This is a genomic window from Nocardia sp. NPDC058499, assembly GCF_042719915.1.
Taxonomy (GTDB): Bacteria; Actinomycetota; Actinomycetes; order Mycobacteriales; family Mycobacteriaceae; genus Nocardia.
Genome location: NZ_JBHXMZ010000004.1, coordinates 73,153 through 94,682 on the forward strand (window position 1 = coordinate 73,153; position 21,530 = coordinate 94,682).

Consider the following 21,530-nt stretch of genomic DNA (forward strand, 5'->3'; position numbering starts at 1 on the left):
AACTGCGCGGTCTGCGGGCTATCTTGCCACGGCCGCGGTATCGGCGCGCCGGTCCGCGCTACCGAACCACCGCGGGATCCGGTCGAGCAACTCCTGCTGATCCGCGCCGGCCCAGGCCACGTGCCCGTCGGGTCGCAAGAGGACGGCGGGCACATCCAGCTCCGCGCCGGGGTCGGCGATACGGTCGATACGGTCGGTCCACCCCGCGACGGAGAGGTGGCCGGTCCGGTCGAGCAGCAGACCGCGGCCGCGGTGCATCAGCTCGTACAGGCGGCCCCGGGACAATGCGATATCCCGCAGCCGCCGCCCGACCAGGTCGCTCCGGCTGCCGAAGTCGTAGCGGATATCGAGCGCGGTGATCTTGGCCAGTAGATACCGGGTCACCTCGGGGAAGTCCATCAATTCCGAAAACAGCCCACGCACCGCCCGCGGCCCCGGCCCACTGGACAGCAGTTCCGATTGCGCCCGGGTGTTCGCCAGCACGCCCGCGGCCACCGGACGGCGTTCGCTCTGGTAGCTGTCGAGTAGATCGTCCGGCGCCCAGCCCGCGAGCGTGGCCGCGAGTTTCCAGCCGAGATCGAACGCGTCCTGGACGCCGAGGTTGAGACCCTGCCCGCCCAGCGGGGGATGGATATGCGCCGCGTCTCCGGCCAGCAGGACCCGCCCGACCCCATAGCGTTCGGCCAGCCGGGTCGCGTCCCCGAACCGGGACAGCCGGCGCGGCGAATGCACCCCGAAATCGGTACCGGCGACAACGCGCAGCTGCCGGGCGAATTCCGCGAGGGTCGGCGGAACCGACCGGTCGGCAGCCACCTCGGCCGCGGGTACCAGCACACGATGGAGGCCGTCGCCGAGCGGCATGAGACCGAAACGATGTTCTGTTTTCCGAACTTCGGCCATCACGGTGGTGATGGTGTCCGGGGCGGCGGTAACCGCCATTTCGCCCAGTAGCGCATCCGTCGTGGACGGTTCCCCGGGAAATCCCACCCCGAGCAGTCCGCGCACCGTGCTTCGGCCACCGTCGCAGCCGACGAGGTAGCGCGACCGCAGCCGGGTGCCGTCCGCCAGTTCGGCGGTGACCCCGTGTTCGTCCTGCTCCAGCCCGGTCAGCTCGCAGCCGCGCCGGATCTCGGCGCCCAGTTCCTGCGCGCGTTCGGTCAGTAGCCGGTCGGTGATCGGCTGAGGGATACCGAGAATGTAGGGGTGGGCGGTATCGAGCCCCGTGGGCACGGCTTTGTCGATACCGGCGAAGTGGCTGCGGAGCGGGTACTTCTGCCCGTGGGCGAGGAAACGCTCCAGGATCCCGCGCTGGTCCAGTATCTCGATACTGCGCACGTGCAGGCCGGTCCCGCGGATGAATTCGGACGGCTCGGCATCCTTTTCCAGCACGACCACGGGCACACCGTGCAATCGCAGTTCGCAGGCCAGCATCATGCCCGTGGGTCCGCCGCCGGTAATGATCACATCGAACATGTATCGTCCATCCCCTCCGTGGTTCCTATCGGCACCACGCGCTGTCGCGAGCCTGTTTCCGCAGGTAGCGGGGCTCCGGCCGGATATTCTGCGGCACCACCGGGGTCTTGCCGCAAGGCCCCCTGTGCGATATACGTTGAAGTGGGGAGGGATTCGAAACGACTCTTTCGACAGGCTGTGTGCCTGGGTCGGCTCATGGCCTTCGTCGGCTATGCGCGGGCAGCCCACACAAAACTGGCGGCCCGGATCATCCGGGCCGCCAGTGGGACAGCGATTTCTCAGCGGGTCAGAACGCCGCCTCGTCCAGCTCCATGATGTCGTTGTCCAGGTTCGACAGGATGGTGCGGGTGGCGGTCAGCTCCGGCAGGATATTGCGGGCGAAGAACTGCGCCACGCCGACCTTGCCCTGGTAGAAGGCCTGATCGGCACCTTCGGCGCCGGCATCCAGTGCGGCACCGGCGACCTCGGCCTGCCGCAGCAGCTGCCAGCCGATCAGCAGATCTCCGACCGAGAGCAGGAAACGCACCGAACCCAGGCCGACCTTGTACAGTTCATCGGTCTGCTCCTGGGCGCCCATCAGGTGCCCGGTGAGCGTGGCGGCCATGGCCTGCACATCTTCGAGCGCGGTCGCCAGCAGCTTGCGCTCGGCCTTGAGCCGGCCGTTGCCCGCCTCCGAGTCGATGAACTTCTGCACCTGTCCGGCCACATGCCCCAGCGCGACACCGCGGTCCCGGGCGATCTTGCGGAAGAAGAAGTCCTGCGCCTGGATGGCGGTGGTGCCCTCGTACAGCGAGTCGATCTTGGCGTCGCGGATGTACTGCTCGATCGGGTAGTCCTGCAGGAAGCCGGAGCCGCCCAGGGTCTGCAGCGATTCGGTGAGGTACTGGTAGGCCCGCTCGGAACCCACACCCTTCACGATCGGCAGCAGCAGATCGTTGACCCGGGCCGCGAGATCGGCGTCGGCACCGGAAACAGCCGCGGCGACATCGGCGTCCTGGTGGGCCGCGGTGTACAGGTATACCGCGCGCAGCCCCTCGGCGTACGCCTTCTGGGTGGCCAGGCTGCGCCGCACATCCGGGTGGTGGGTGACGGTGACCCGCGGCGCCGCCTTATCCGACATCTTGGTCAGGTCGGCACCCTGCACGCGCTGCTTGGCGTAGTCGAGCGCATTCAGGTAGCCGGTGGACAGGGTCGCGATGGCCTTGGTGCCCACCATCATCCGCGCATGCTCGATGACCTCGAACATCTGCGCGATGCCCTTGTGTACCTCGCCCACGAGCCAGCCCTTGGCCGGGACGCCGTGGCCGCCGAAGGTGACCTCACAGGTGGCCGAAACCTTCAGGCCCATCTTGTGCTCGACATTGGTGACGAACACACCGTTGCGGTCGCCCAGTTCGCCGGTTTCGTGGTCGAAGTGAAACTTCGGTACGAAGAACAGCGACAGGCCCTTGGTACCCGGACCGGCGCCCTCGGGGCGGGCGAGCACCAGATGCATGATGTTCGGGAAGAGGTCGTCGGAGTCGGCCGAGGTGATGAAGCGTTTCACGCCTTCGATATGCCAGGAGCCGTCCTCCTGCTGGACCGCCTTGGTGCGGCCCGCGCCCACATCGGAGCCGGCGTCGGGCTCGGTGAGCACCATAGTGGCGCCCCAGCCCTGCTCGACGGCGATCTTGGCCCACTTCTGCTGCTCTTCGGTGGCGTTGTTGTAGAAGATGTTCGCGAAGCCGGGGCCGGCGGCGTACATGAAGGCCGCGGGCTGCGCGCCGAGGATCAGTTCGGCGATGGCCCAGTAGGCGGCGCGCGGGACGTCGATACCGCCCAGTTCGGGGTCGACGGAGAAGCTGTCCCAGCCGCCTTCCTGCAGGGTCCGGTAGCTCTTCTTGAACGACTCGGGGAGGGTGACCGTATGGGTTTCCGGGTCGAAGACCGGCGGGTTGCGGTCGGCGTCGGCGAAGGATTCACCCAGCGGGCCTTCCGCCAGGCGACGCACCTCGTTGAGCATCTCCTTGACGGTGTCGGCGTCCAGGTCGCCGTAGGCGCCGGACTCCAGGATCTTGCCCAGACCGAGGACCTCGAAGAGGTTGAACTCCAGGTCGCGGACGTTGCTCTTGTAATGACCCATTGTGATACTCACTCTCCGTTGAGTCGGGTGCGGTCGGTGTGGTTAGCCGTTCCCGCCCGTTGTTGCCACCGGGTAGCTACCGGAACGCGGCAGGCTACTCGCGGGTAACTTACCGCCTATATTACCGACGGGTAAGGCGGGCGGCAAAGGGTCCCGCGGCAATGTGATGAGCGAAACAGGTAGCAACCCGGTGACCTGTGGAAACGAGACCCGAGCGGGCCTATCGGGCCGTTGTCACGCGTGGTACCTCGGAATGGGATCACCGGTGCCGGTGCTCAGCAACTGCGGCAGGCTTTTTGTGATGTAGAAGGTCCAGCCGCGTGAGCAGGCCTCGAAGCATTCCGACTCGTCGGCGGTCAAGCCCTTGTGCGTGAACTGCAGTGTCGTGCCCTCCGATGTCGCGGTGATGTCGAAGACGACCGTCGTATCGGTCCATTCGGAGCGGTCGTCGACGAAGGTGAGATCGGAATCCACCACCTGCCAGACCAAACGCGTGCCCGGAGTCACCTCGGTGAGCCGGAACCGGGCAAACCGGATGCCTTGTTTCTCCTTCGCGGTTTCCCCGGCATATTTGCTGTCGTCGGTGAAAACGAATTCGTCCCCCAAGGCGGCGCTCGCGCCGATGAGGTTCTCGCTCCACCAGCCGCGCACGTTCGTCACGGCCGCGAAGACCTCCTCGGGGGTCTCCTTCACGGATACGGCCGCGGTCAAGTACTCGGAATTCGACATCGTCATCGTCCTCTCTTCATCGGGTGGTTTCGCCCCACCGACGAAGCAACACCGACCGGATCGACACCGGCACGGGAAAAGTTCCAGAAAATTCGGGACGATCGCCGCGTCGCAGGTCAGAGCCCGCGCAGCCGCCGGGTCAGGTAGCGGCGTTCGGCGGCGGAAGGCGCCAGTTCCAGTGCTTGCTCATAGGCCGCGGCGGCCTCGGTGGCCCGGCCCTGCCGGCGCAGCAGATCGGCGCGGGTCGCGGGGAGCAGATAGTAGCCGTCCAGGCGACCGGAATCGGTGAGTTCGTCGACGAGTGCGAGACCGGCCGGGACGCCCTCGGTCATGGCCACCGCCACGGCATGGTTGAGATCGACCACCGGGGACGGCGCCAGCCGCGCGAGTACCCGGTAGAGCGCCGCGATCTGGGACCAGTCCGTGGACGCCGAGTCGGGTGCGCCGGCGTGGCAGGCCGCGATGGCGGCCTGCACCTGATACGGCCCGGGACGCCGCACGGCCAGCGCATCGTCCAGTATGCGGAGCCCTTCGGCTATCAGCGCGCGATCCCATCGGGAGCGGTCCTGATCCTCCAACGTGATCAGCACACCGTCCTCGGTACGTTGTTCGCGGCGGGCCTCGAGCAGCAGCATCAGCGCCAGCAGGCCCCGCGCCTCGGGTTCGGCGGGCAGTAACCGGACCAGCATCCGTGCGAGGTGAATGGCTTCCGCTGTCAGCCCGCGCCGCGCGGCCGCATCGCCGTAGCCCTGGTTGAAGATCAGATACAGCACCGCCGCGACCGCGGCCAAACGGTCCGGGAGCAATTCCGCCGGGGGAACCCGATACGGGATGCCGGCCTCGACGATCTTGCGCTTGGCCCGCACCAGGCGCTGCGCCATCGTGGACTCGGTGGTCAGGAAAGCCCGCGCTATCTCGGGGGTGCTCACGCCGGCCAGTGTCCGCAAAGTGAGCGCGACCCGGGCCGGAAACGGCAGCGCGGGATGGCAACACGTGAATATCAGCCGTAACCGCTCATCGGGAATTCCGTCCACCGGCGGCTCGGCCGGGTCGCGGGCCAGCACGGCGAGCTGCCGAAGTTTCGTTCTCGCGGCTGTGTTCCGGCGTAACCGGTCTGTCGCGCGGTTGCGTGCGGTCGTGGTGAGCCAGGCCCCCGGGCGATCGGGGATACCATAGCGCGCCCATGCGGACAACGCCGCGGCGAACGCGTCCTGTGCACAGTCCTCGGCCAGGTCCCAGTCGCCGGTCGCCCCGATCAGGGTGGCGACCACCTGACCCCACTCGTCGCGATACGCCGCATCCAGCGCGGCGCGGACCTCCGGTGGTGCGGTCATTCCCACACGGGCCGGACCTCGATGGCGCCGTGCCGGGCATAGGGATGACGGGCAGCGAGTTCGACGGCCTCGTTCAGATCGGCACATTCGAGAATATCGATGCCGCCGATGAAATCCTTGGTCTCCGCGAACGGGCCGTCGGACACCAGCGTTTCCCCGTCCCGCACGCGGACCGTCGTCGCCTCCGCCACCGGACGTAACCGGGCGCCACCCCGTCGAGAGCCCCGCCGATCCACTTCCGCCGCGTAGTCCTGATGGGCCGGATCCGCCGCGATCTCGGCCGGGCTCGGCAACGATGTCTCGTCATCGCAGATCAGAAGCACATACTTCATCCTCCCAATATGCCCGACCCCCCGGGCCGGAACCACTGGCGCGCGCCGCCCGCCGCTCCGGTGGGAGATCTCGATGAACCGATACCGGACTGGATAGGGTGGGGTGTGCGGATCGAGACGAGCGCCGGCCCCGCGGAGGCCCAGATCGACCATCCGGACGACCCCGCGTTCCTGCTGGTATTCACCCACGGTGCCGGCGGCGGGGTGGACAGCCGGGACATCCTGACGGTGCGCGATACGGCGCTGGCCGCGGGTGGTGTTGTGGCCCGCGTGCTGCAGCCTTACCGGGTGGCCGGCCGCCGTGCCCCTGGTAAACCGGAGCCGCAGGACAGGGCCTGGGTCGAGCTTGTCGGCGCCCTGCGCTCGGACCTCGGCCCCGAACTGCCGCTGATACAGGGTGGCCGCAGCAACGGGGCACGGGTCGCCTGCCGGACTGCCGGTGAACTCGGTGCCCGCGGCATCGTGGCGGTGTCGTTCCCGCTGCATCCGCCCGGGAAACCGGAGAAATCCCGCCGCGACGAATTACTGGCCGCCGCACCGGCCGAGGTGGTAGTGATCAACGGTGGTAGCGATCCGTTCGGAGTCCCGGACCCGGCGGACGCCGCGGAGGTCCGGGTCATCGCCGGGCAGCCGCATTCCTTCGCCAAAGGTTTCGAGACGATCGCCGAAACCCTTGCGCCTTGGTTCCGGTGCTGGCGCCACTGAGAGTCCTAAACATCTGGCCGCTGCGCTGGGTATCGACACCGCCGGTACGACCCGGCTGGTGGACCGGCTCGAGGGCAAGGGCCTGTTGCGTCGGCACCGTAGAACGGAGGACCGGCGGGCCGTGTCTCTCGAACTCACCGAGTCCGGTCGGCGTCTTACTCCACTGCTCGCGCCCACCTTTGCAGCGGTCGCCGCGACATTCTTTCTCGGGTCCTCCGATGCCGAGATCCGCGGGGCGGGCGATCTACTGGAACGCGCTCTCGCCCCACGGGCCGCGGATCCGGCACCGTGAGGGCAGGGCCGGGGGCGGGTCCGAGTGCCGGCGTGCCGGTGCGCGGTGCCGTGTTACTCAACCGGCTTGGTGGCGACTACAAGGGCGTCGATCGCCTCGCCTGCTTCGGTCGGCCGCAGGACCTGCTGAGCTGTGTCGATCTGCAGGCCGCTGTCCTCACCCAGATCGACGACCACATCCTCGGGTGTGAACAGGATCTCCGGATCCTGCGGACCCCCGTGCCCCCGTTCCGGATTCGCGCTGTCGTGCCCGAGGACCAGCAGCATCCCGCCGGGGGTGAGCAACCGCGCCGCCCGCCGGACCATCTCGCGACGCTGTCCGGCCGGTAGGTGCAGGAACACCATCAGGACCAGTTCGTAAGGACCGCCGATATCCACTCCCGGTTCGGTGAGATCGGCGCACTGCCAGGTGATCCGCTCCCGGATCGACCGGGTCAGCCGCGTCGCCACCGTACGACCCTTGTCGATCCCGACCTGGGAGAAATCCACCGCGTGCACCTGCCAGCCGTGGGTGGCCAGCCACAGCGCGTTGCGGCCCTCCCCGCAGGCAAGATCCAGTGCGCGCGGGAATTCGGGAACCGTCCCGTCGGGGCCGGGCCCGCGCGGTATGCGCCGGTCCAATCCGTGCACGAACTCCACCACCGTGTTGTTCGGCGGTGCGCCCCACACCAGTTCGCTCTGCACATACCGCGCATCCCATTCGGCCGCGTCCATACGGGCCAGTGTATGGACGCGGTGTCCGGTTCGGACCGCTTCGGGGTCGGATGTCACTCGCCGGCGGGTTCGGGCAGCCAGTGCACCGGGGAGGTTTCCCGGACATGGACGAGGATGTCGAAGGCCGCCGCCGCCGAACTCACCTCCAGCCGCGCCGATTCGTCCGTGGCCGGGTCGTACACACCGCTGATCACCCGCATCCGTGCCGGTGCCGCGCGCCATGCCCGAACCTCCGGAGGCGCGTCGTCGCGCAGGTCGACGAAATAGGCGGGCAGGTCGACGGCGCCCAGGTCGGCGTCGATGAGGTCCGGGTAGGGATCGGGCGCGATCGCCGCGCCCAGGTCGCCGTGATGGAAACCGATCGCCACCGAGCGGTAACCGGTGCCGAAATAGGTGCGCAGCTCGCTGCCTTCGCCGTGGAATCGGGTCTGGTCCGGGCCGAGGCCGATCTCGGTGGCGGCGGTATGGGCGATCCCGTCCCAGTAGACGATTCGGGCACCGGTGTGGCGATAGTGATCGATGATCCTCCTGGCCGGTCGGGGGTCGTCGCTGCCGAAACTGCCGCGACCGGCCACGCTGTTCTCGTGGAAGTCCACGATCAGCCGGATGTGGTCGAGTGCCGTCGAATACGCTGCGGCGGCCTCGGGATCGTCCGGCTGCGGTAGCGAGTGCAGCAGCGAGAGCGCGGTACGAGCATCCTCGGCGAATGGGCGGCCGGGGTGGATGCCCTGGTGACGTTGGACGTGCTCGTCGATCCGGTGCGCGCTGCGGATCGGGGTCAGATACGCGGCGAGTTCGTCGGCGTGGGCGGGGGCCCAGCGGCGGGCGTAGGCGAGCACTTCGTCGTAGTCGGCGGATTCGGCGGCCGCCGGTTCGATGCCGAACACACCGACCTGATCGCCCGGGTGGTCGATGTTGTAAGCACGTAGCCATTCGAGCGTCGCGACGGTTTCGGCCGTGCGCAGGGGTCGCCAGGCGTCGGCGAGCGCGGTGTGCGGATCGCCACTGCCGGTGCGTACGTAGGCGTCGAGCCGGGCGCCGGAGCGTGCGCTGTCCTGGATGGCGAGCGCACGGAATCCGTGCTCGGTGATCAGAGTGCGCAGGATCCGATCGCGGATCCCGTAGGTCTGGCGGGAGAAACGGGTGGATTCGCCGAGGCCGACCACGGTGGCCGCGGCCAGGTGGTCGGTCAGCGTCCGCAGATCCGGACCGGTATCGGCGGCGTCGGTTCCGTGTACGGGCCGCGCGTTATCGCGCAGCCACCGGCGCACCGCGTCGGCGGTATCGGTGGATGTCGAGGTCGTGGTCACGCCAGGCTCCTGGTGGCTCGTCGGAGTGTGTGTCGTGAACCAGCCTCATACCTCAACTATTGTTCAGGTCAAGTCCTGTCAGAGCTGACTGCGCATCAGGACAACGTTGTACTGGTTGTGGACCGTGGTGAGGAAGTACAGATCGCTTCCGGTCTGATACGGGAAGATCGACGGCGCGTACGCGGTCGGCAGCTCCCGCGCGTCGATCAGTACCCGGGGCGGGCTCCACGGACCCTGCGGGGCGGGCGCGGTGCGCATCACCACCGAATTGAACGGGTCGGTGGTCAGTGAAACATATTGACCCAGATGGTCATTCCACATGACCGACAATTCGCCGACCCCGTGCATGATCGGTTTCGCGGCATTCACATCGCCGTGTTTCCAACTGCCGCCGTCCCAGTATTCGTAGGCGCCCAGATTCTGGATATCGGCCTCGCGGACCCGGGATATGTAGGCGGCATTGTCGCGGCCCGACGCGGTTCCGTAAACATAGACGTAGCCACCGTCTTTCACGAAGGCATTCATCTGGAAATTACGGTTGGCGCCCTCGTTGGGCCGGCGGGTGAATGTCAGATCGGCCCAGGTTTCGCCGTTGTCGGCGGATGCGGCCAGCCCGGAGTAATTGGTTGTCCATTCGCCGGGGGTGTCCCATGTCTTCACCGACATCAGGCTCATGTACTGCACGCCGTTCACGGAGATACCGGCGGTCGGAATACGGCTGATCTCCAGGAACGGAATCTTCGGGCTGGGGATCAGGTCCCGGGCCTGACCGAAGACGTCGCGGACCACACTGTCGAAGTAGATACCGTGCCGGGGGTCGCGGGTATGGCTGCGGACCAGCACATTACTGCGCCACGCCCACATACTGCCGGACAGCAGGTTGGGGAATCCGACGCCGGCGGTATCGCCGAACGCGGTGAGCATTTCACCGTGCCCGTTGTCCCACATGATGCCGAGATCGGTGCCGAGCATGTTGTAGGTGTGGGTGCCGTTCGGGCTGGCCATGCCGGTGACCTGGAAAACGGCCCGGGTGGCTCCGTGTAATTGGGGAAGCCCATTGGTGCCGTTCAGCACCGGAATGGGATTGATGGCGTTGGGATTCGCCGTGGCCGGTGCGGTGGCCGCGAGCATTGCGGCCGATGCGCCCGCCAGCAGAGACATAAGTATGGATCCGGTTCTTTTCAAGTCCGTCGGACCTCCGGGTTGCGTCGAGAATCGCCGCGGATAAACGTGGGCACCTCGAGATCTGTTGCACGGCTCATTTCGACTGGCTGGCAGATCGCGGTCATGTTAGCAGTGGATATGGGCTGATCAGAGGCTTTGCGCGGCAGTTCTGTGCTGGTGTCACACAGGTCGGCGGGGTTGTTGCCGAATTGTCACCAGCGGTGAGTCCGCGGGACCGCTGCTCGGGAGCGCCGTAGATCACTCCATGGTCTAATCGAGAAGTTAACCGCGCATTTCGGCGGTTTACTTCAGTGAGGAAGCGGAGGACGTATGCTGCCAGCCGGAATGGACCCGCGCACACCGGTGCTCGTCGGAGTCGGACAGATCGTGCATCGGTCCGGTGAACCAGGTCTGCCGGGGGCAGTCGAATTGGCGGCGGAATCGCTGCGACGGGCCGGTGCGGACAGCGGAACCGGCGATACGCTGCTGCGATCGGCCGATGTGGTGGCCGCCGTCGCCACGGTCAGCGGCTCCTACCCCAACCTTGCCGCGACGGTCGCCGCGCAGATCGGCGCCTCCCCGAAACGGACCCTGCAATCCGCCCCCGCTGGTGGCGACGCCCCCCAGCGGCTGCTCAACCTGCTGGGCAGGCAGATCGCCGAAGGTAAAACCGATATCGCCCTGATCTGCGGCGCCGAGGCGATGGCATCGCTCGGCAAGGCCAAGAAAGCCGGTGTGGACCCCGGCTGGCCCGAACAGCACGAGAACGCCGTACCCGACGAGATCGTGGGCGCCACCGACGCCCCCAGTTCCGCGATGGAAACCGCAGCCGGACTCTGGGGGCCGATCTATGTGTACGCGCTGATCGAATCGGCGATGCGTAACCGTCTCGGTCTCGACCAGGAGACGCATCTGGCGCGGATCGGCGGGCTGTGGTCGCGATTCTCCGAGGTCGCGGCCCGGAACCCGTACGCCTGGCTGCCGACGCAACGACCCGTCTCCGAACTCGTCACCACCGGGCCCGACAACCGGATGGTGTCCAGCCCGTACCCGAAACTGCTGATGGCGAATCTGTCCGTCGACCAGGGTGCGAGTCTCATCCTGTGCAGCGCCGCGGCGGCGGATGCGGCCGGGGTACCCCGGGAGCGGTGGGTCTTCCCGCACGGCGGTGCCACCGCCACCGATACCTGGTATCTCTCCGAACGCACCGATATCGCCGCCTCCCCGGCGATCGCCGCGGCCGGCCGGGCCGCGCTGACGGGCGCCGGGGTCGGTATCGACGATATCGCCCATATCGACCTGTATTCCTGCTTCCCGGTCGCTGTTCAGGTGGGCGCCGCGGCGCTGGGCCTGCCGATCGACGATCCCGCGCGACCCCTCACCGTCACCGGCGGCCTCACCTTCGGCGGCGGTCCGGGCAACAACTACAGCACCCACGGCATCGCCACCATGGCCGGGATCCTGCGCGACAATCCCGGCGACTACGGGCTCACCACCGCGCTCGGCTGGTACATCACCAAGCACGGGGTGGGCGTGTATTCGGCGAAACCGCCGGCCGAACCGTTCCGTCCGGTGGAGGCCGAGGTCCCGCTGGCCCGGCGCGAGACGGCCCCGGGCTATACCGGTCCGGCGGTCATCGAGGCGTACACGGTCCCGCACCGCAAGGGCGAGTCGGGCGACGAGGCCGAATCCGTGGTGGTCAGTGCGCTGAACCCGGCCGGGGCACGCATACTTGTCCGGGCGACGGACAGCGAAACCATCGCCGCCTGCACCATCGGCGACCGGTTGGGCGCTGCCATCGAGATCACCGCCGCCGACCGTTTCATTCTGCGCAGCGAGAGGACAGCCTGATGACCGACACCGTGCTCCTGGACCGGTGTGATGCGATCACCGTGCTCACCGTCAACCGGCCCGCGGCGCGTAACGCCATCGACCTGGCGACAGCGAAGGCGATCGAGGCCGCGATCGACGAATTCGAGGCCGACGATACCGCGCGAGTACTCGTGCTCACCGGCGCCGACGGAACCTTCAGCGCCGGAATGGATCTGATCGGGATGACCCGCGGCGAGTTCCCGGTGACCGAACGTCGCGGACCGCTCGGTATCGCCGCGAAACCGCCGGCCAAACCGATGATCTCGGCAGTCGAGGGTTTCGCACTGGCCGGTGGTTTCGAACTGGCGCTCTCCGGTGATCTCATCGTCGCCGCGCGGGACGCGAAATTCGGTATCCCCGAGGTGAAACGCGGACTCGTAGCGTCCGGCGGCGGCGTTATGCGCCTCACCCAGCGCCTGCCACGCAGTATCGCGGCCGAACTGGCCTTGACCGGTGGCCGGATCAGCGCCGAACGGCTGCATCAGTTGGGGCTGGTCAACCGGGTGACCGAACCCGGCGAAGCGCTGGAGGTCGCGCTGGAGCTGGCGGGCGAGATCGCGGCCGCCGCCCCGCTCGCGGTGGCAGCCAGTAAACGGATCATCGACGAGTCCCCGGATTGGAATACCGCGGAGGGTTTCGCGAAGCAGGGGGAGATCGCTCTTCCCGCAATCGCTTCCAAGGATGCGGCCGAGGGCGCGCTCGCATTCGCGGAGAAGCGCGACCCGGTGTGGCAGGGTCGCTGAGGTTTCCGGCGCCCACACGGTAAGCCGGACCGACCGCGGTGGTTCGGTCGGTATCCCGGCAGTCGGTGGAAACCACCAGGCCCACCGATATCGTCCTGCGTTACTGTGACCAGCGGGAAGACCTCGCCCGGCGCGTCTCTGGGGGCGGACATCTGCGGTGCGGCGCCGTAGCCCTCGGCGTCCACGATTCGGCGCGCCGACCGGGCGCGTCGTTACGTGGGCAATTGATCGAGTATCACGCGGGCGCAGGCGGCCGGATCGTCGTAGAACGGCGTATGCCCGCTGCCCTGCAGCGTGATGTGGCGCGCGTGCGGGAGTACCTCGCGGGCGCGCCGGCTCTGGGTCTTGTAGGTGAGCAGGATGTCGCGATTACCCCAGGCGATGGTCACCGGAAGGTCCGCCAGCGCCGCGGGGTCCGCGAGTTCCGCCTCGGTGAACGAGTCCAGTGCCGGTGTGAAACCCAGCGATTTCACCGCGCCTTCGGCGGTGTCCAGGGCGATCTGCGTGTCGACTGCCCAGGGCTTACCGAAGACCAGGCTCAAGAACATGGTGCGGCCGGCCGGTGTGCCGAGCACCTTCGGCATCGCCGGGCCGAGGAGGCGGCCGAGTTTCTTGGACCGGCCCAGCGATTGCTGACACCAGACGCGGCCCGGTGTGTCCCAGAAGAAGATCGGCGAGAAGGCCGTCACCGAGCGCGCCAAGCCGCGGGCCCCCAGGTTCAGCGAGATGCCGCCGCCCATCGAATTTCCGGCGAGATGCGGCCGGTCGAGCCCCTGGGCGGCCAGGAAATCGGCGAGGGCGTCGGTCAGGGTATCGACGGTGGTGCGGGGTAGCGGCGCGGAACCGCCGAAACCGGGCAGATCGATCGCGAAAACCTCGAAATGCTCGGCGAGGGCGCCGATGACCGGTTCCCACACCTGCCACCGGCTGCCCACACCGTGGACCAGCACGAGAGGTTCACCGCTGCCTTCGCGATGGTGCTCGAGATCAGTCATATCCAGCTCTCCGATCAGGATCCGAACTGCGGAATCACACTAACAGCAGGCAGGGGACATCAGTTCGGTTCGCAAGGATCGCCGGAGGTACGTCCTCGTTGGACCTGCACCGACGACGGGTGTGAGTCTTCTCGAAATATGCTCCTCCGAGTTGCGGCCCGACTGTGACTGCGACTACACACATGCGTGGGCGTCACGCGGACGACCGTGGGACGATCCCCGATCACCGCGGCGTCCAGGTGATACATCTGAGAGAGGAACCCGGTGCGGAAGACCCTTTTTGCCGCGACCCTAGTCATTCTGCCGCTGTTGGCGGCGGCCTGCGGTAGCGATACCGAATCCGCGCCCGCGCTCACCGAGGCGGACCTGTCGAAAGCCCTGCAGGAAAAGGGTCTCAAGGACCCGGCCTTCGCCGACTGCGCCGCCAAGGTGTACCTGGCGGAGGGTATTTCCCAAGAGGGCCTGCAAACCATGATCAGCGACGAGTTCGACACCCGGATGGCCGATCCGGAGACCCTCGGCCTGAGCCCGGAGGACAAAACCAAGGCCGAAGCCGCGACCACCAAGATCGTCGGTGAATGCCTCGGGGCGCCGCAGTAGGCAGTGACGGTAGCGCACGCCCATCGGGCGTCGCCGCCGATCTGTAGCAAGCAACCCCATGCCATGACCGTGGGCCGGGCGGTCGCGTTACCGCTCGGCGGGTGCGACGATCGCCGTAGCCGCGCCTGGGGAGGTGTTCATTGCTCAGCGGCCCGGGGGGAGCGGAACTGCTCGAGTCCGGTGACGCGGAGCAATTCGAGTGATCCGGCAGTAGTACTCGCCGGTGCGGCGGAGTAGACCAGAACGGTCTGATCGGCCTCGAGTTCGTGCAGCACATCGCAGTCCGGCGTGAGAAGGCCCAGTTCCGGATGGGTGACCTCGGCGGTACGGCTGCGCATCCGACCGGAGCGGCCGGCTTGCCAGAGTTGCTCGAATCGAGCACTTCCGGACCGTAGTTCGGTGATGAGCCGGACGAGGCCTGCATCCCCTGGGTATTCGGCATGGGCAGTGCGCAGGCAGCGAGGTGTGCCCCGACAGCTTCATCAACACCGGTTTCGAAGCACCGCCGTCGACGCGATGGCCGGCGGGATACGGGGCGGTGCCGTCCGGCCCGGTTTCCGATCGTCCCGATCTCAACCGTGGACGCGGACGCGCCCGAATGCTGAACTGAGCGCACAGCAACCGACGAGCCCGGTAGCGGCCGGGAAGGAGGCGCCGACGTGACAGTGACCGTGGTGGTCGGTAATCCGAAACCGGCATCCCGCACCTTGTCGGCGGGGGTCGCGCTCGCCGCGGCGCTGCGCCCGGGCGCCGAGCCGGCGGTCGTCGATCTGGTCGATCTCGGGCCCGGACTTCTCGGCTGGGGCGATCCTGCAGTCACCGAAACCGTACAGGCCGTCGCCGCCTCGGAACTGGTCGTTTTCGCCAGCCCGACGTTCAAAGCCACCTACACCGGACTGTTGAAGCTGTTTCTCGAACAGTTCGAGGGCGGTACCGGTCTCACCGGCGTACTCGCGGTCCCGCTGATGCTCGGCGCGGGGCCCGCGCACGCTCTCGCACCCGATCTACTGCTCAAACCGGTGCTGGTGGAGCTGGGAGCAACCGCCGCCCTCCCCGGCCTCTACCTGTCCGACCGGACCTTCGGCGACGACGGTGTACTCACCGCCTACGCCGAACGCTGGCGCCCGGTAGTGCAAGCGTTGTCTCCCGCGAAACAAGAGGTCGAGTCGTGAACGAACTTTTCGAAACTCCCGCCGACGGCACCGGCCTGCGCCGTGCGTTCGCCAACTTCCCGAGCGGGGTGGTGGCGGTCTGCGCCCGGGTAGACGGGAAACCACACGGTCTCGCGGTGAGCACCTTCGTCCCCGTCTCCCTGGACCCGCCACTGGTGTCGTTCTGCATCCAGAACACCTCTGCCACCTGGACCCGCCTGGTCCACGCCGGCCACCTCGGCCTGAGCCTGCTCGGCACCGACCAGCAGGACGCGGCCCGCTCCCTGGCCTCCCGCGACGGCGACCGCTTCCGCGGCCTGGGCCTGCACGACGGCACAGGCGAAGCAGTGTTCATCGACGGCGCCTCGGTCTGGATCGAGGGCACCCCCGAAGCGCACGTCCCCGCGGGCGACCACACTGTGGTCATCCTGCGCGTGCACCGTCTCGCAATACACCCCGGTCGTGATCCCTTGGTGTTCCACGGCTCCCGATTCCGCCTCCTGCGCGCCGGCTGAGCCCGGCGATCCCGGTTTCTCGCCGGACTCCATCGGCCGGCTGTCGTCCCAGGTTCCGTCGAGGATTCTCCGCCGTATCAGTCGATCAGCGAGATCCCCAGTTCAGCGGCGACCTCATGTAGTTCATGGCGATTCCCGGTATCGGTCACGATCCGCGACAGTGTTGTGATCGCCGCCCGCATATCTTGTTCCTTTTTGCCCCGGGTCCTGGATGCGTGGTTCAATTCTGCGCCCGCCGAGGGAAAACGGCGCCGCCTTCGAGCATCACATCGGCGCCTACCACGTCGGCGATCTCGACGAGTGCGTGCCATTCCCGTGCCTTCCACACGTCCTCCGCAGTGAGATGCGGTACGACAACGACTTCGGCGCAATTCTCGAGTGCGTGCCCGGCCGCGATCATCACGGCCAGCCGCGGCACGGCGGTATCGGTGACCGCTGTGAACACGACACGGAGGTTGTGCAATCGGACCAACCGCTCGAGTTCGACGCCGTCATCGTCTGCCCGCCGCAGCACGACCGCCCGCCTACCCGGCATCCCACGCCACTTCGATATCGCCGCAGCGGAATCGGCTGACAGCCCGCTCGAACTCAGCGCGAACCAGGTTCTGGTCGACGGTTGTCGGCGAGCCGGGAACAATGTCTGTGTCGAGCGCACGGATCCCCGCGGCGACTCGCTCGAGAAGTGTGAGATCGGAACAAGGTTCGGCGTTCCGCGTTTGCACGGCCCGGCCCTGCGCCCTGTTTTCAGGCGGCCGGACAGATGTGGGTTGCTCGTGCATACTCCCTCTCCCCAAGCACGGTGTCGATGTCTGGACACCCGGCGCCGGGGTGGTAGCACCGCACGGCCATCCGTCAGGCCGGGGGTGTGCCATCCTTTGTCAAGGTTCGGCACGCCCGACGCCGGGGTGGTCCCAGAATCACATCGGGAATGTGCTGTGTCTGTGGCCTTTCGACGAGAGATACGCAGCGCGGAACACAAGCAGCCGCTTGGTGCCGATCAGTATTCGAGGCGGATCGCGTCGGCGAGTTCGCGCATTTCGGAGGTGAGGGATCGGCGGCCGGCAACGATACTGCCCAGGATGTCCCGGGCGTAGCGCTGCTGGGCAAGCCATTCGGGCGCGACCGTGTGGATCTCGGACATCACACCGACTGCCGCTGTGCCCTGATCCAGCTGAGCGTGTGCGCTCGCGACGTCGAGACGGTGTCGAAGACGTCCCGCACCGTTCGGTTGCAGCGTCGGTGCCGGTGTGGCTTGGGCGATCGCGAGTGCCTTATCAGGTCGGCCGGTGAGCACATAGGTCTCGGCCGTGTTGTGCGCCACGCTGATCGGCCCGTACGCGCGGACAGTGTGGGTGTCGGTCAGGACCTCGCGACCGATCCGATGTGCGGCTGCGCGAGCCAGGGCAAGGGCGTCGTCGGCGCGGCTCTCGACGTTGTCCCGGATCGAAGCGTTTGCGGCGTACAGCCACAATCGACCCCAGCATGCAAGCTCGCCCGTCGTGGCCCGGGAAAACCTGGGCTCCACGCGGTCGGCCCAGGTCACCGCGAAGGACTCTGCCTCGGCGATACGACCCTGCCGCAGCATCGCCCATGCGAGGGAGTTCGCTACCGCGGCTGCCTCGCGCGGGTCGGTAGCATCGTCGATCGCACGCTGGAGTGTCTGTTCAGCGATATCGAACTGTCGATTCTGCACCAGCAGGTGGCCGATCATCCCGAACAAGCGCGTGCGGATGGTGCGGCCGTCTTCTCCGTCGAGACTATCGGCGTCGCGCATGATGCTGGGCAGTCGGCGCGCGATAGCCCGATACTCGTGGGTGCCGAGCAGCGGCCGGATCTCGTCGATCGCAGCCTGCACTCCGGCGCTGCTCACGGGCTCGTCACCTGGTCCCGTATCTTTGACGCCGGCCAGCGCGCGGCGTACAGGCGCCCACAGGTCCTCGGTCTGAGGGTCGGCGTGCTCAGCATCGTGCTCGTCGCCCTGCAACATCGAGGTACGCACGCGCAGCGCAACTGCCAGCTTCCGCAACGTCTCGAGCCGGATGGTGTACCGCTCGCCTTGTTCGATCTTCTTGACGAGCGAGAGCGAAACGTCACTCAGTTCGGCAAGTTCCCGTTGCGTCAGCCCACGCCGTTTTCGCACGGATGCGACGCGGTCCCCAAGATCCGCAGCCATACCATCGAGCGTACGGCCTCACAGCATCTCGTGATATGGAACAGCCTCGACCGGTGGGCCACCGGGTAGTGTTCAGCGCTCGCGCTCGACGCCCCGAGAGCGGTCTCGGTCCCGTTCCCGGGACCGGTTCCTGCTGCTCCTGACGCCCGGCGCGACCGGCGGGGGCTCTCGCCTCGCTGTCTGCGCGCTTGGGATCGGGGGACCCAGACGCAGCACGTCGGCTGCTTCCCGGGCGCTCATCGGTGTCCGCTCTCCCCGGGCTGCGGCTTCCCGGCGGTCGATCGCCCGCTGGGCCAGCCGGTCGGCCGCTTCGCGCTGCTTCTGCTGTTGTTCCGGCGCTTTGCGCTCTCGTTCCTGTCGGCCGATAGCCTGCAGGGCTGCCTCCTGGACGCGCTCCTTGTCCCGCGTTTTCTCCTTTGTCACCCTTGCCCGTTCCCGGGCCCGCAGCACATCTGCCGCCTCTCGGCCGCTCATCGGTGTCCGCTCTCCTCGGGCCTGGGCTTCCCGGCGTTCATGGGCGCGCTGGGCTAGCCTGTCGATGGCGTCGCGGTGCTGCTGTCGTTGCTCCGGCGCACGCAGTACCCGTCCCTGCTGCTCGATAGACCGTTGGGCCGTCTCTTGGACGCGTGGCCGTTCCTGAAGCTGCCGCTGCCCCTTTGCCTCTCGCTGCTGGGTTCTTTGCTGGCGCGCCTTCTCACCGACTCCCGGCAATTCGAGCTGTCGGCCCGGCTCTAATTCCAGCCCACGCGCCCAAATTTCGCGGGCATCGGCTCGGGAGATGATCTGATGTGTGAACCGGTCCCCGAAGTCCTGAATCAGCCCTCTGATCAGTTCTTGGGCGTCCTTCGAGATGAACTCGCCCTCGACGGAACGCAACGTGTGGCGATTGATCTCTCCCTTTTTGAGGAGCTCCCGGATTCCCCTCAGCTGCTTTTCGTCCTTACGTCCTTCGATTCGGCCGGACTTTTCTTCGATAGAATCGGCGCGGTCTCGGTCTTGCTCGTTCTTGATTTTGTCGAACTGGATTCGCTCCGTGCGTCCGCTCCGGTCCCGGAACTCGTATTTGCGCGACCCCTTCGCGTATCCCTTTTCGCGGTCGCGAAAGAATTTTTCGGCACCGTTCTCGAAGATCCTGCCGCGCACATGCGGTTCGAAATAATCGCGATCCCGGCCGTAACCGTCGCTCACGGTAGTCTACATCAGACTGTAGTATTTCCTTCGCAGGTCGGCGGTAATGTGAACGAAGCCGTCACCATGTTCAAGATTGTGCTCGACCATGGAGTCGATGTAGTCGAATACCGTGCATTCGTCTTCGTCACCGTCGTAATCCACCCAGTGCAAAGCCGGATTCACCCCGCCGTCATAGAACGACTTATCGTGACCGTGTTCAGTGTGGTCGACCCATTTGCCCTCCACGTACTTCTCGAAACACGCACCGAGGAAGCAAATGAACGCATCGGTCATATCTTGATTTTCGGCACGGTACGGCGTGTCCGAATCCGGGAACAGTTCCCTGCAGACATCGTTTAAGTGATGCAGGTCCGAAGAGTCTTCCGGCCACAGCTTCGAAGGCATGCGTTGCAACCCGGCATAATTCAAAAACTTCTGCACCTGCGCCGCACGCCGGTCCGGATCGACCCATTTCCCCCATTCGGTCTGTTCGACGGATACGCCAAGATCCATGCTGAGCTGATTGTCTCCCACGATGCCTGACTCCTCCATTTTCTCTTCCATCCCGAGTCCGAGATCCAAGCTGAGTTGGTTGTCGGCCACGATGTCCGGCTCTTCCGCACCCTCGTCCGTCTCTTGGTGCCACCCACTCGCTGTATCGCTGGATGTCCGCCCAGAACTCCACCGGCCGACGCCGAGCTTCTTTTCCAGCTCAAGCTGCGCGTGCGGCAGTCCATGGGCATAGGCATGGTCGACCGTACGGGAGTACCACTGGAAGGCGGCAACCGTGAAATCGCCCTGGTTGGCAGAACTGAAGAGCAAATCTTCCGGGTAGTCCGCGCTGTCGGTCCAGTCGTAACAGATCGAAAGGCCGAACTCGTACAGTACCTTCAATTCGGGGTCATTGACCCACCGTCCGTCGCAGTACCGGACGAAGTATTCGCCGATGTAACAGACGAACCCGTTCACGAGAACAGCATTGTCCCGTTCGGTCAGGGCGTCGTCGTCGGGTAAGAGGTAGTTGAATGCATCCTCAACCCAGTCGGTCATCTCTCTGCTGTACCGGTCTACCCCCTGCGGCATCGGGCCGATGGCGGAGCCGGAGTGTTTCTTCCAGTCGGCGGGAACGGTGGGGAGGCTCTTGATGAACAGACGATCTATCGCCTCGGCGGTCTGTTGCGGACTGGACCACACCACCCACTCCGGGTCGTCCTGCGCAGCCTTATCTATGTCGTCCTTCACTTGGCCGTGCCTTCCCCTCGTCGCTGACCGACTGAGAGTCGCGGTGTTATAGGACGGTACGGGGCATCCCTCGGGCATAGCAACGATCTGGCTCTCCGTGAACACGGCGAGTTCGGGGCCCGCGATCGGTGATGGCGGATGGCATGGCGTCGGCACTGTGTCGGCCGCGGCTGGGGCTATTGTGGCGATCTCACCGCCGCAGCCGGCCAGCGGCAGTATGCCGCCAGCGATCACCACGTCGACCAGTTCTGCCTGCGCGAGCCATTCCCGGGCTGCCCACACGGCTTCCGTGGTCAGGTAGGGGATGACGACTACCTCGGCGCGGTGGTTGAGGATGTGCTCGATGGCGATCAGCACGGCCAACCGAGGATGCTCGGTTTCGATTGTGACGGTGAAGACTACTTCCAGTTCCTGCTGCTCGGTGCACTTGTCGATATCACCAGGGTCGGTCTCGTCGCGGCGCAGCACGATCGCGCGCCTCACGGTCGGACCGCCTGCGTGTACTCCATCGCGGCGGTGTACCGCGGGCAATCGTGGTGCTTGGCGTGCGCGGCCATGACCTGGTGTGCGTGCGCATAGGAATTGATCGGTCCGACGCCGGCGCGGCAGCCTGCGGGGTGGTCGAGGGCGCGTAGCCCGTCGAGGGTGCGCTGAATCAACCCGCGGTTGGTGTTGTGCCAGCGTTGGAGCGTGGCGTCCCGGGCCGGTGTCCGGATCGGGAGCAGGGTTGGCTTGCTCATGGTGTCGTCTCCCCAGGGCGAGGCGGTAGTGGTGAGCGCCCCGGCGCTGGATCGTCGGCCGACGGTATGCGACACGGCGTCGGGGATATGACAGCCGTCGCCAGGGCTGAGACGACGGTATGAACCAGACCTACCCGCAGGCCACCAAAGTGCCA

At 66.6% G+C, this 21,530-nt stretch carries 22 protein-coding genes and 1 pseudogene; 8 read left to right on the forward strand and 15 right to left on the reverse strand.

The window, feature by feature from the left end:
• Window positions 1-18: 18 nt before the first annotated feature.
• The 5 genes from rox to ACFWPH_RS13935 form a co-directional block, all read right to left on the reverse strand.
• Window positions 19-1,473 (reverse strand): rifampin monooxygenase, encoded by a 1,455-nt coding sequence (rox, locus tag ACFWPH_RS13915; protein ID WP_378750868.1) that lies wholly within the window; start codon window positions 1,471-1,473, stop codon window positions 19-21.
• A gap of 286 nt (window positions 1,474-1,759) precedes the next feature.
• Complete coding sequence (locus ACFWPH_RS13920) at window positions 1,760-3,595, reverse strand: acyl-CoA dehydrogenase (RefSeq protein WP_378751736.1); 1,836 nt, start codon at window positions 3,593-3,595, stop codon at window positions 1,760-1,762.
• A gap of 234 nt (window positions 3,596-3,829) precedes the next feature.
• Window positions 3,830-4,324: an SRPBCC domain-containing protein gene (locus ACFWPH_RS13925; protein WP_378750870.1), complete on the reverse strand. Its 495-nt coding sequence runs from the start codon at window positions 4,322-4,324 to the stop codon at window positions 3,830-3,832.
• Between the two features lie 116 nt (window positions 4,325-4,440).
• On the reverse strand, window positions 4,441-5,658 hold the full coding sequence (locus ACFWPH_RS13930) for an RNA polymerase sigma factor (RefSeq protein WP_378750872.1): 1,218 nt from the start codon (window positions 5,656-5,658) through the stop codon (window positions 4,441-4,443).
• Entirely contained in the window at window positions 5,655-5,990 is a 336-nt protein-coding gene (locus ACFWPH_RS13935) for a YciI family protein (protein ID WP_280416761.1), read from the reverse strand. Before ACFWPH_RS13935 ends, ACFWPH_RS13930 begins: the two co-directional genes overlap by 4 nt.
• 9 nt (window positions 5,991-5,999) lie before the next feature.
• Between ACFWPH_RS13935 and ACFWPH_RS13940 the strand changes: the two genes are divergently transcribed.
• From ACFWPH_RS13940 to ACFWPH_RS13950, 3 genes and pseudogenes are all read left to right on the forward strand, one after another.
• On the forward strand, window positions 6,000-6,695 hold the full coding sequence (locus ACFWPH_RS13940) for an alpha/beta family hydrolase (protein WP_378750874.1): 696 nt from the start codon (window positions 6,000-6,002) through the stop codon (window positions 6,693-6,695).
• Window positions 6,664-6,807, forward strand: a pseudogene (locus tag ACFWPH_RS13945) (MarR family transcriptional regulator); the annotation flags it as partial. The gene ACFWPH_RS13940 and the pseudogene ACFWPH_RS13945, both read left to right, overlap by 32 nt.
• A gap of 9 nt (window positions 6,808-6,816) precedes the next feature.
• Complete coding sequence (locus ACFWPH_RS13950) at window positions 6,817-6,987, forward strand: hypothetical protein (protein ID WP_378751799.1); 171 nt, start codon at window positions 6,817-6,819, stop codon at window positions 6,985-6,987.
• Window positions 6,988-7,040: 53 nt separating this feature from the next.
• Here the strand turns inward: ACFWPH_RS13950 and ACFWPH_RS13955 are convergent, their stop codons facing one another.
• From ACFWPH_RS13955 to ACFWPH_RS13965, 3 genes are all read right to left on the reverse strand, one after another.
• The gene (locus ACFWPH_RS13955; protein ID WP_378750876.1) at window positions 7,041-7,700 is read right to left on the reverse strand and encodes a class I SAM-dependent methyltransferase; all 660 of its coding nucleotides are present in this window, start codon (window positions 7,698-7,700) and stop codon (window positions 7,041-7,043) included.
• Between the two features lie 53 nt (window positions 7,701-7,753).
• On the reverse strand, window positions 7,754-9,010 hold the full coding sequence (locus ACFWPH_RS13960) for an erythromycin esterase family protein (protein WP_378750878.1): 1,257 nt from the start codon (window positions 9,008-9,010) through the stop codon (window positions 7,754-7,756).
• 78 nt (window positions 9,011-9,088) lie between these two features.
• A complete protein-coding gene (locus ACFWPH_RS13965) occupies window positions 9,089-10,171 on the reverse strand; it encodes a DUF4185 domain-containing protein (protein ID WP_378750880.1) in 1,083 nt (360 codons plus the stop codon).
• A 333-nt stretch (window positions 10,172-10,504) separates the two neighbouring features.
• On the opposite strand from ACFWPH_RS13965, the gene ACFWPH_RS13970 reads away from it, so the two are divergent.
• Window positions 10,505-12,025: an acetyl-CoA acetyltransferase gene (locus ACFWPH_RS13970; protein WP_378750882.1), complete on the forward strand. Its 1,521-nt coding sequence runs from the start codon at window positions 10,505-10,507 to the stop codon at window positions 12,023-12,025.
• Window positions 12,025-12,789, forward strand: coding sequence for a crotonase/enoyl-CoA hydratase family protein (locus tag ACFWPH_RS13975; protein WP_378750884.1), 765 nt, complete (start codon window positions 12,025-12,027; stop codon window positions 12,787-12,789). Before ACFWPH_RS13970 ends, ACFWPH_RS13975 begins: the two co-directional genes overlap by 1 nt.
• A 212-nt stretch (window positions 12,790-13,001) precedes the next feature.
• On the opposite strand, the gene ACFWPH_RS13980 is transcribed toward ACFWPH_RS13975, so the two are convergent.
• Window positions 13,002-13,784 carry an alpha/beta fold hydrolase gene (locus ACFWPH_RS13980; RefSeq protein WP_378750886.1) on the reverse strand — a complete coding sequence of 261 codons (783 nt, stop codon included), beginning with the start codon at window positions 13,782-13,784 and terminating at the stop codon, window positions 13,002-13,004.
• 264 nt (window positions 13,785-14,048) lie between these two features.
• Here ACFWPH_RS13980 and ACFWPH_RS13985 point away from each other — a divergent pair, with 264 nt between their 5' ends.
• The gene (locus ACFWPH_RS13985) at window positions 14,049-14,384 is read left to right on the forward strand and encodes a hypothetical protein (RefSeq protein ID WP_378750888.1); all 336 of its coding nucleotides are present in this window, start codon (window positions 14,049-14,051) and stop codon (window positions 14,382-14,384) included.
• Between the two features lie 137 nt (window positions 14,385-14,521).
• Here ACFWPH_RS13985 and ACFWPH_RS13990 read toward each other — a convergent pair whose 3' ends face one another.
• A complete protein-coding gene (locus tag ACFWPH_RS13990; protein ID WP_378751738.1) occupies window positions 14,522-14,839 on the reverse strand; it encodes a hypothetical protein in 318 nt (105 codons plus the stop codon).
• A gap of 204 nt (window positions 14,840-15,043) precedes the next feature.
• Between ACFWPH_RS13990 and ACFWPH_RS13995 the strand changes: the two genes are divergently transcribed.
• Together ACFWPH_RS13995 and ACFWPH_RS14000 are read left to right on the forward strand one after the other, a co-directional pair.
• Window positions 15,044-15,556 carry an NADPH-dependent FMN reductase gene (locus ACFWPH_RS13995; protein WP_378750890.1) on the forward strand — a complete coding sequence of 171 codons (513 nt, stop codon included), beginning with the start codon at window positions 15,044-15,046 and terminating at the stop codon, window positions 15,554-15,556.
• Window positions 15,553-16,050 (forward strand): flavin reductase family protein, encoded by a 498-nt coding sequence (locus ACFWPH_RS14000; protein WP_378750892.1) that lies wholly within the window; start codon window positions 15,553-15,555, stop codon window positions 16,048-16,050. Before ACFWPH_RS13995 ends, ACFWPH_RS14000 begins: the two co-directional genes overlap by 4 nt.
• Window positions 16,051-16,270: 220 nt before the next feature.
• Here the strand turns inward: ACFWPH_RS14000 and ACFWPH_RS14005 are convergent, their stop codons facing one another.
• The 5 genes from ACFWPH_RS14005 to ACFWPH_RS14025 form a co-directional block, all read right to left on the reverse strand.
• Window positions 16,271-16,564, reverse strand: coding sequence for a hypothetical protein (locus tag ACFWPH_RS14005; RefSeq protein ID WP_378750893.1), 294 nt, complete (start codon window positions 16,562-16,564; stop codon window positions 16,271-16,273).
• Window positions 16,565-17,047: 483 nt separating this feature from the next.
• Window positions 17,048-18,223, reverse strand: a complete 1,176-nt coding sequence (locus ACFWPH_RS14010) for a helix-turn-helix domain-containing protein (protein ID WP_378750894.1) — start codon at window positions 18,221-18,223, stop codon at window positions 17,048-17,050.
• Window positions 18,224-18,295: 72 nt separating this feature from the next.
• Entirely contained in the window at window positions 18,296-19,411 is a 1,116-nt protein-coding gene (locus ACFWPH_RS14015; RefSeq protein ID WP_378750895.1) for a hypothetical protein, read from the reverse strand.
• A gap of 6 nt (window positions 19,412-19,417) precedes the next feature.
• Window positions 19,418-21,118, reverse strand: coding sequence for a hypothetical protein (locus ACFWPH_RS14020; protein WP_378750897.1), 1,701 nt, complete (start codon window positions 21,116-21,118; stop codon window positions 19,418-19,420).
• A complete protein-coding gene (locus ACFWPH_RS14025) occupies window positions 21,115-21,375 on the reverse strand; it encodes a hypothetical protein (protein ID WP_378750899.1) in 261 nt (86 codons plus the stop codon). Before ACFWPH_RS14025 ends, ACFWPH_RS14020 begins: the two co-directional genes overlap by 4 nt.
• Between the last annotated feature and the right edge of the window lie 155 nt (window positions 21,376-21,530).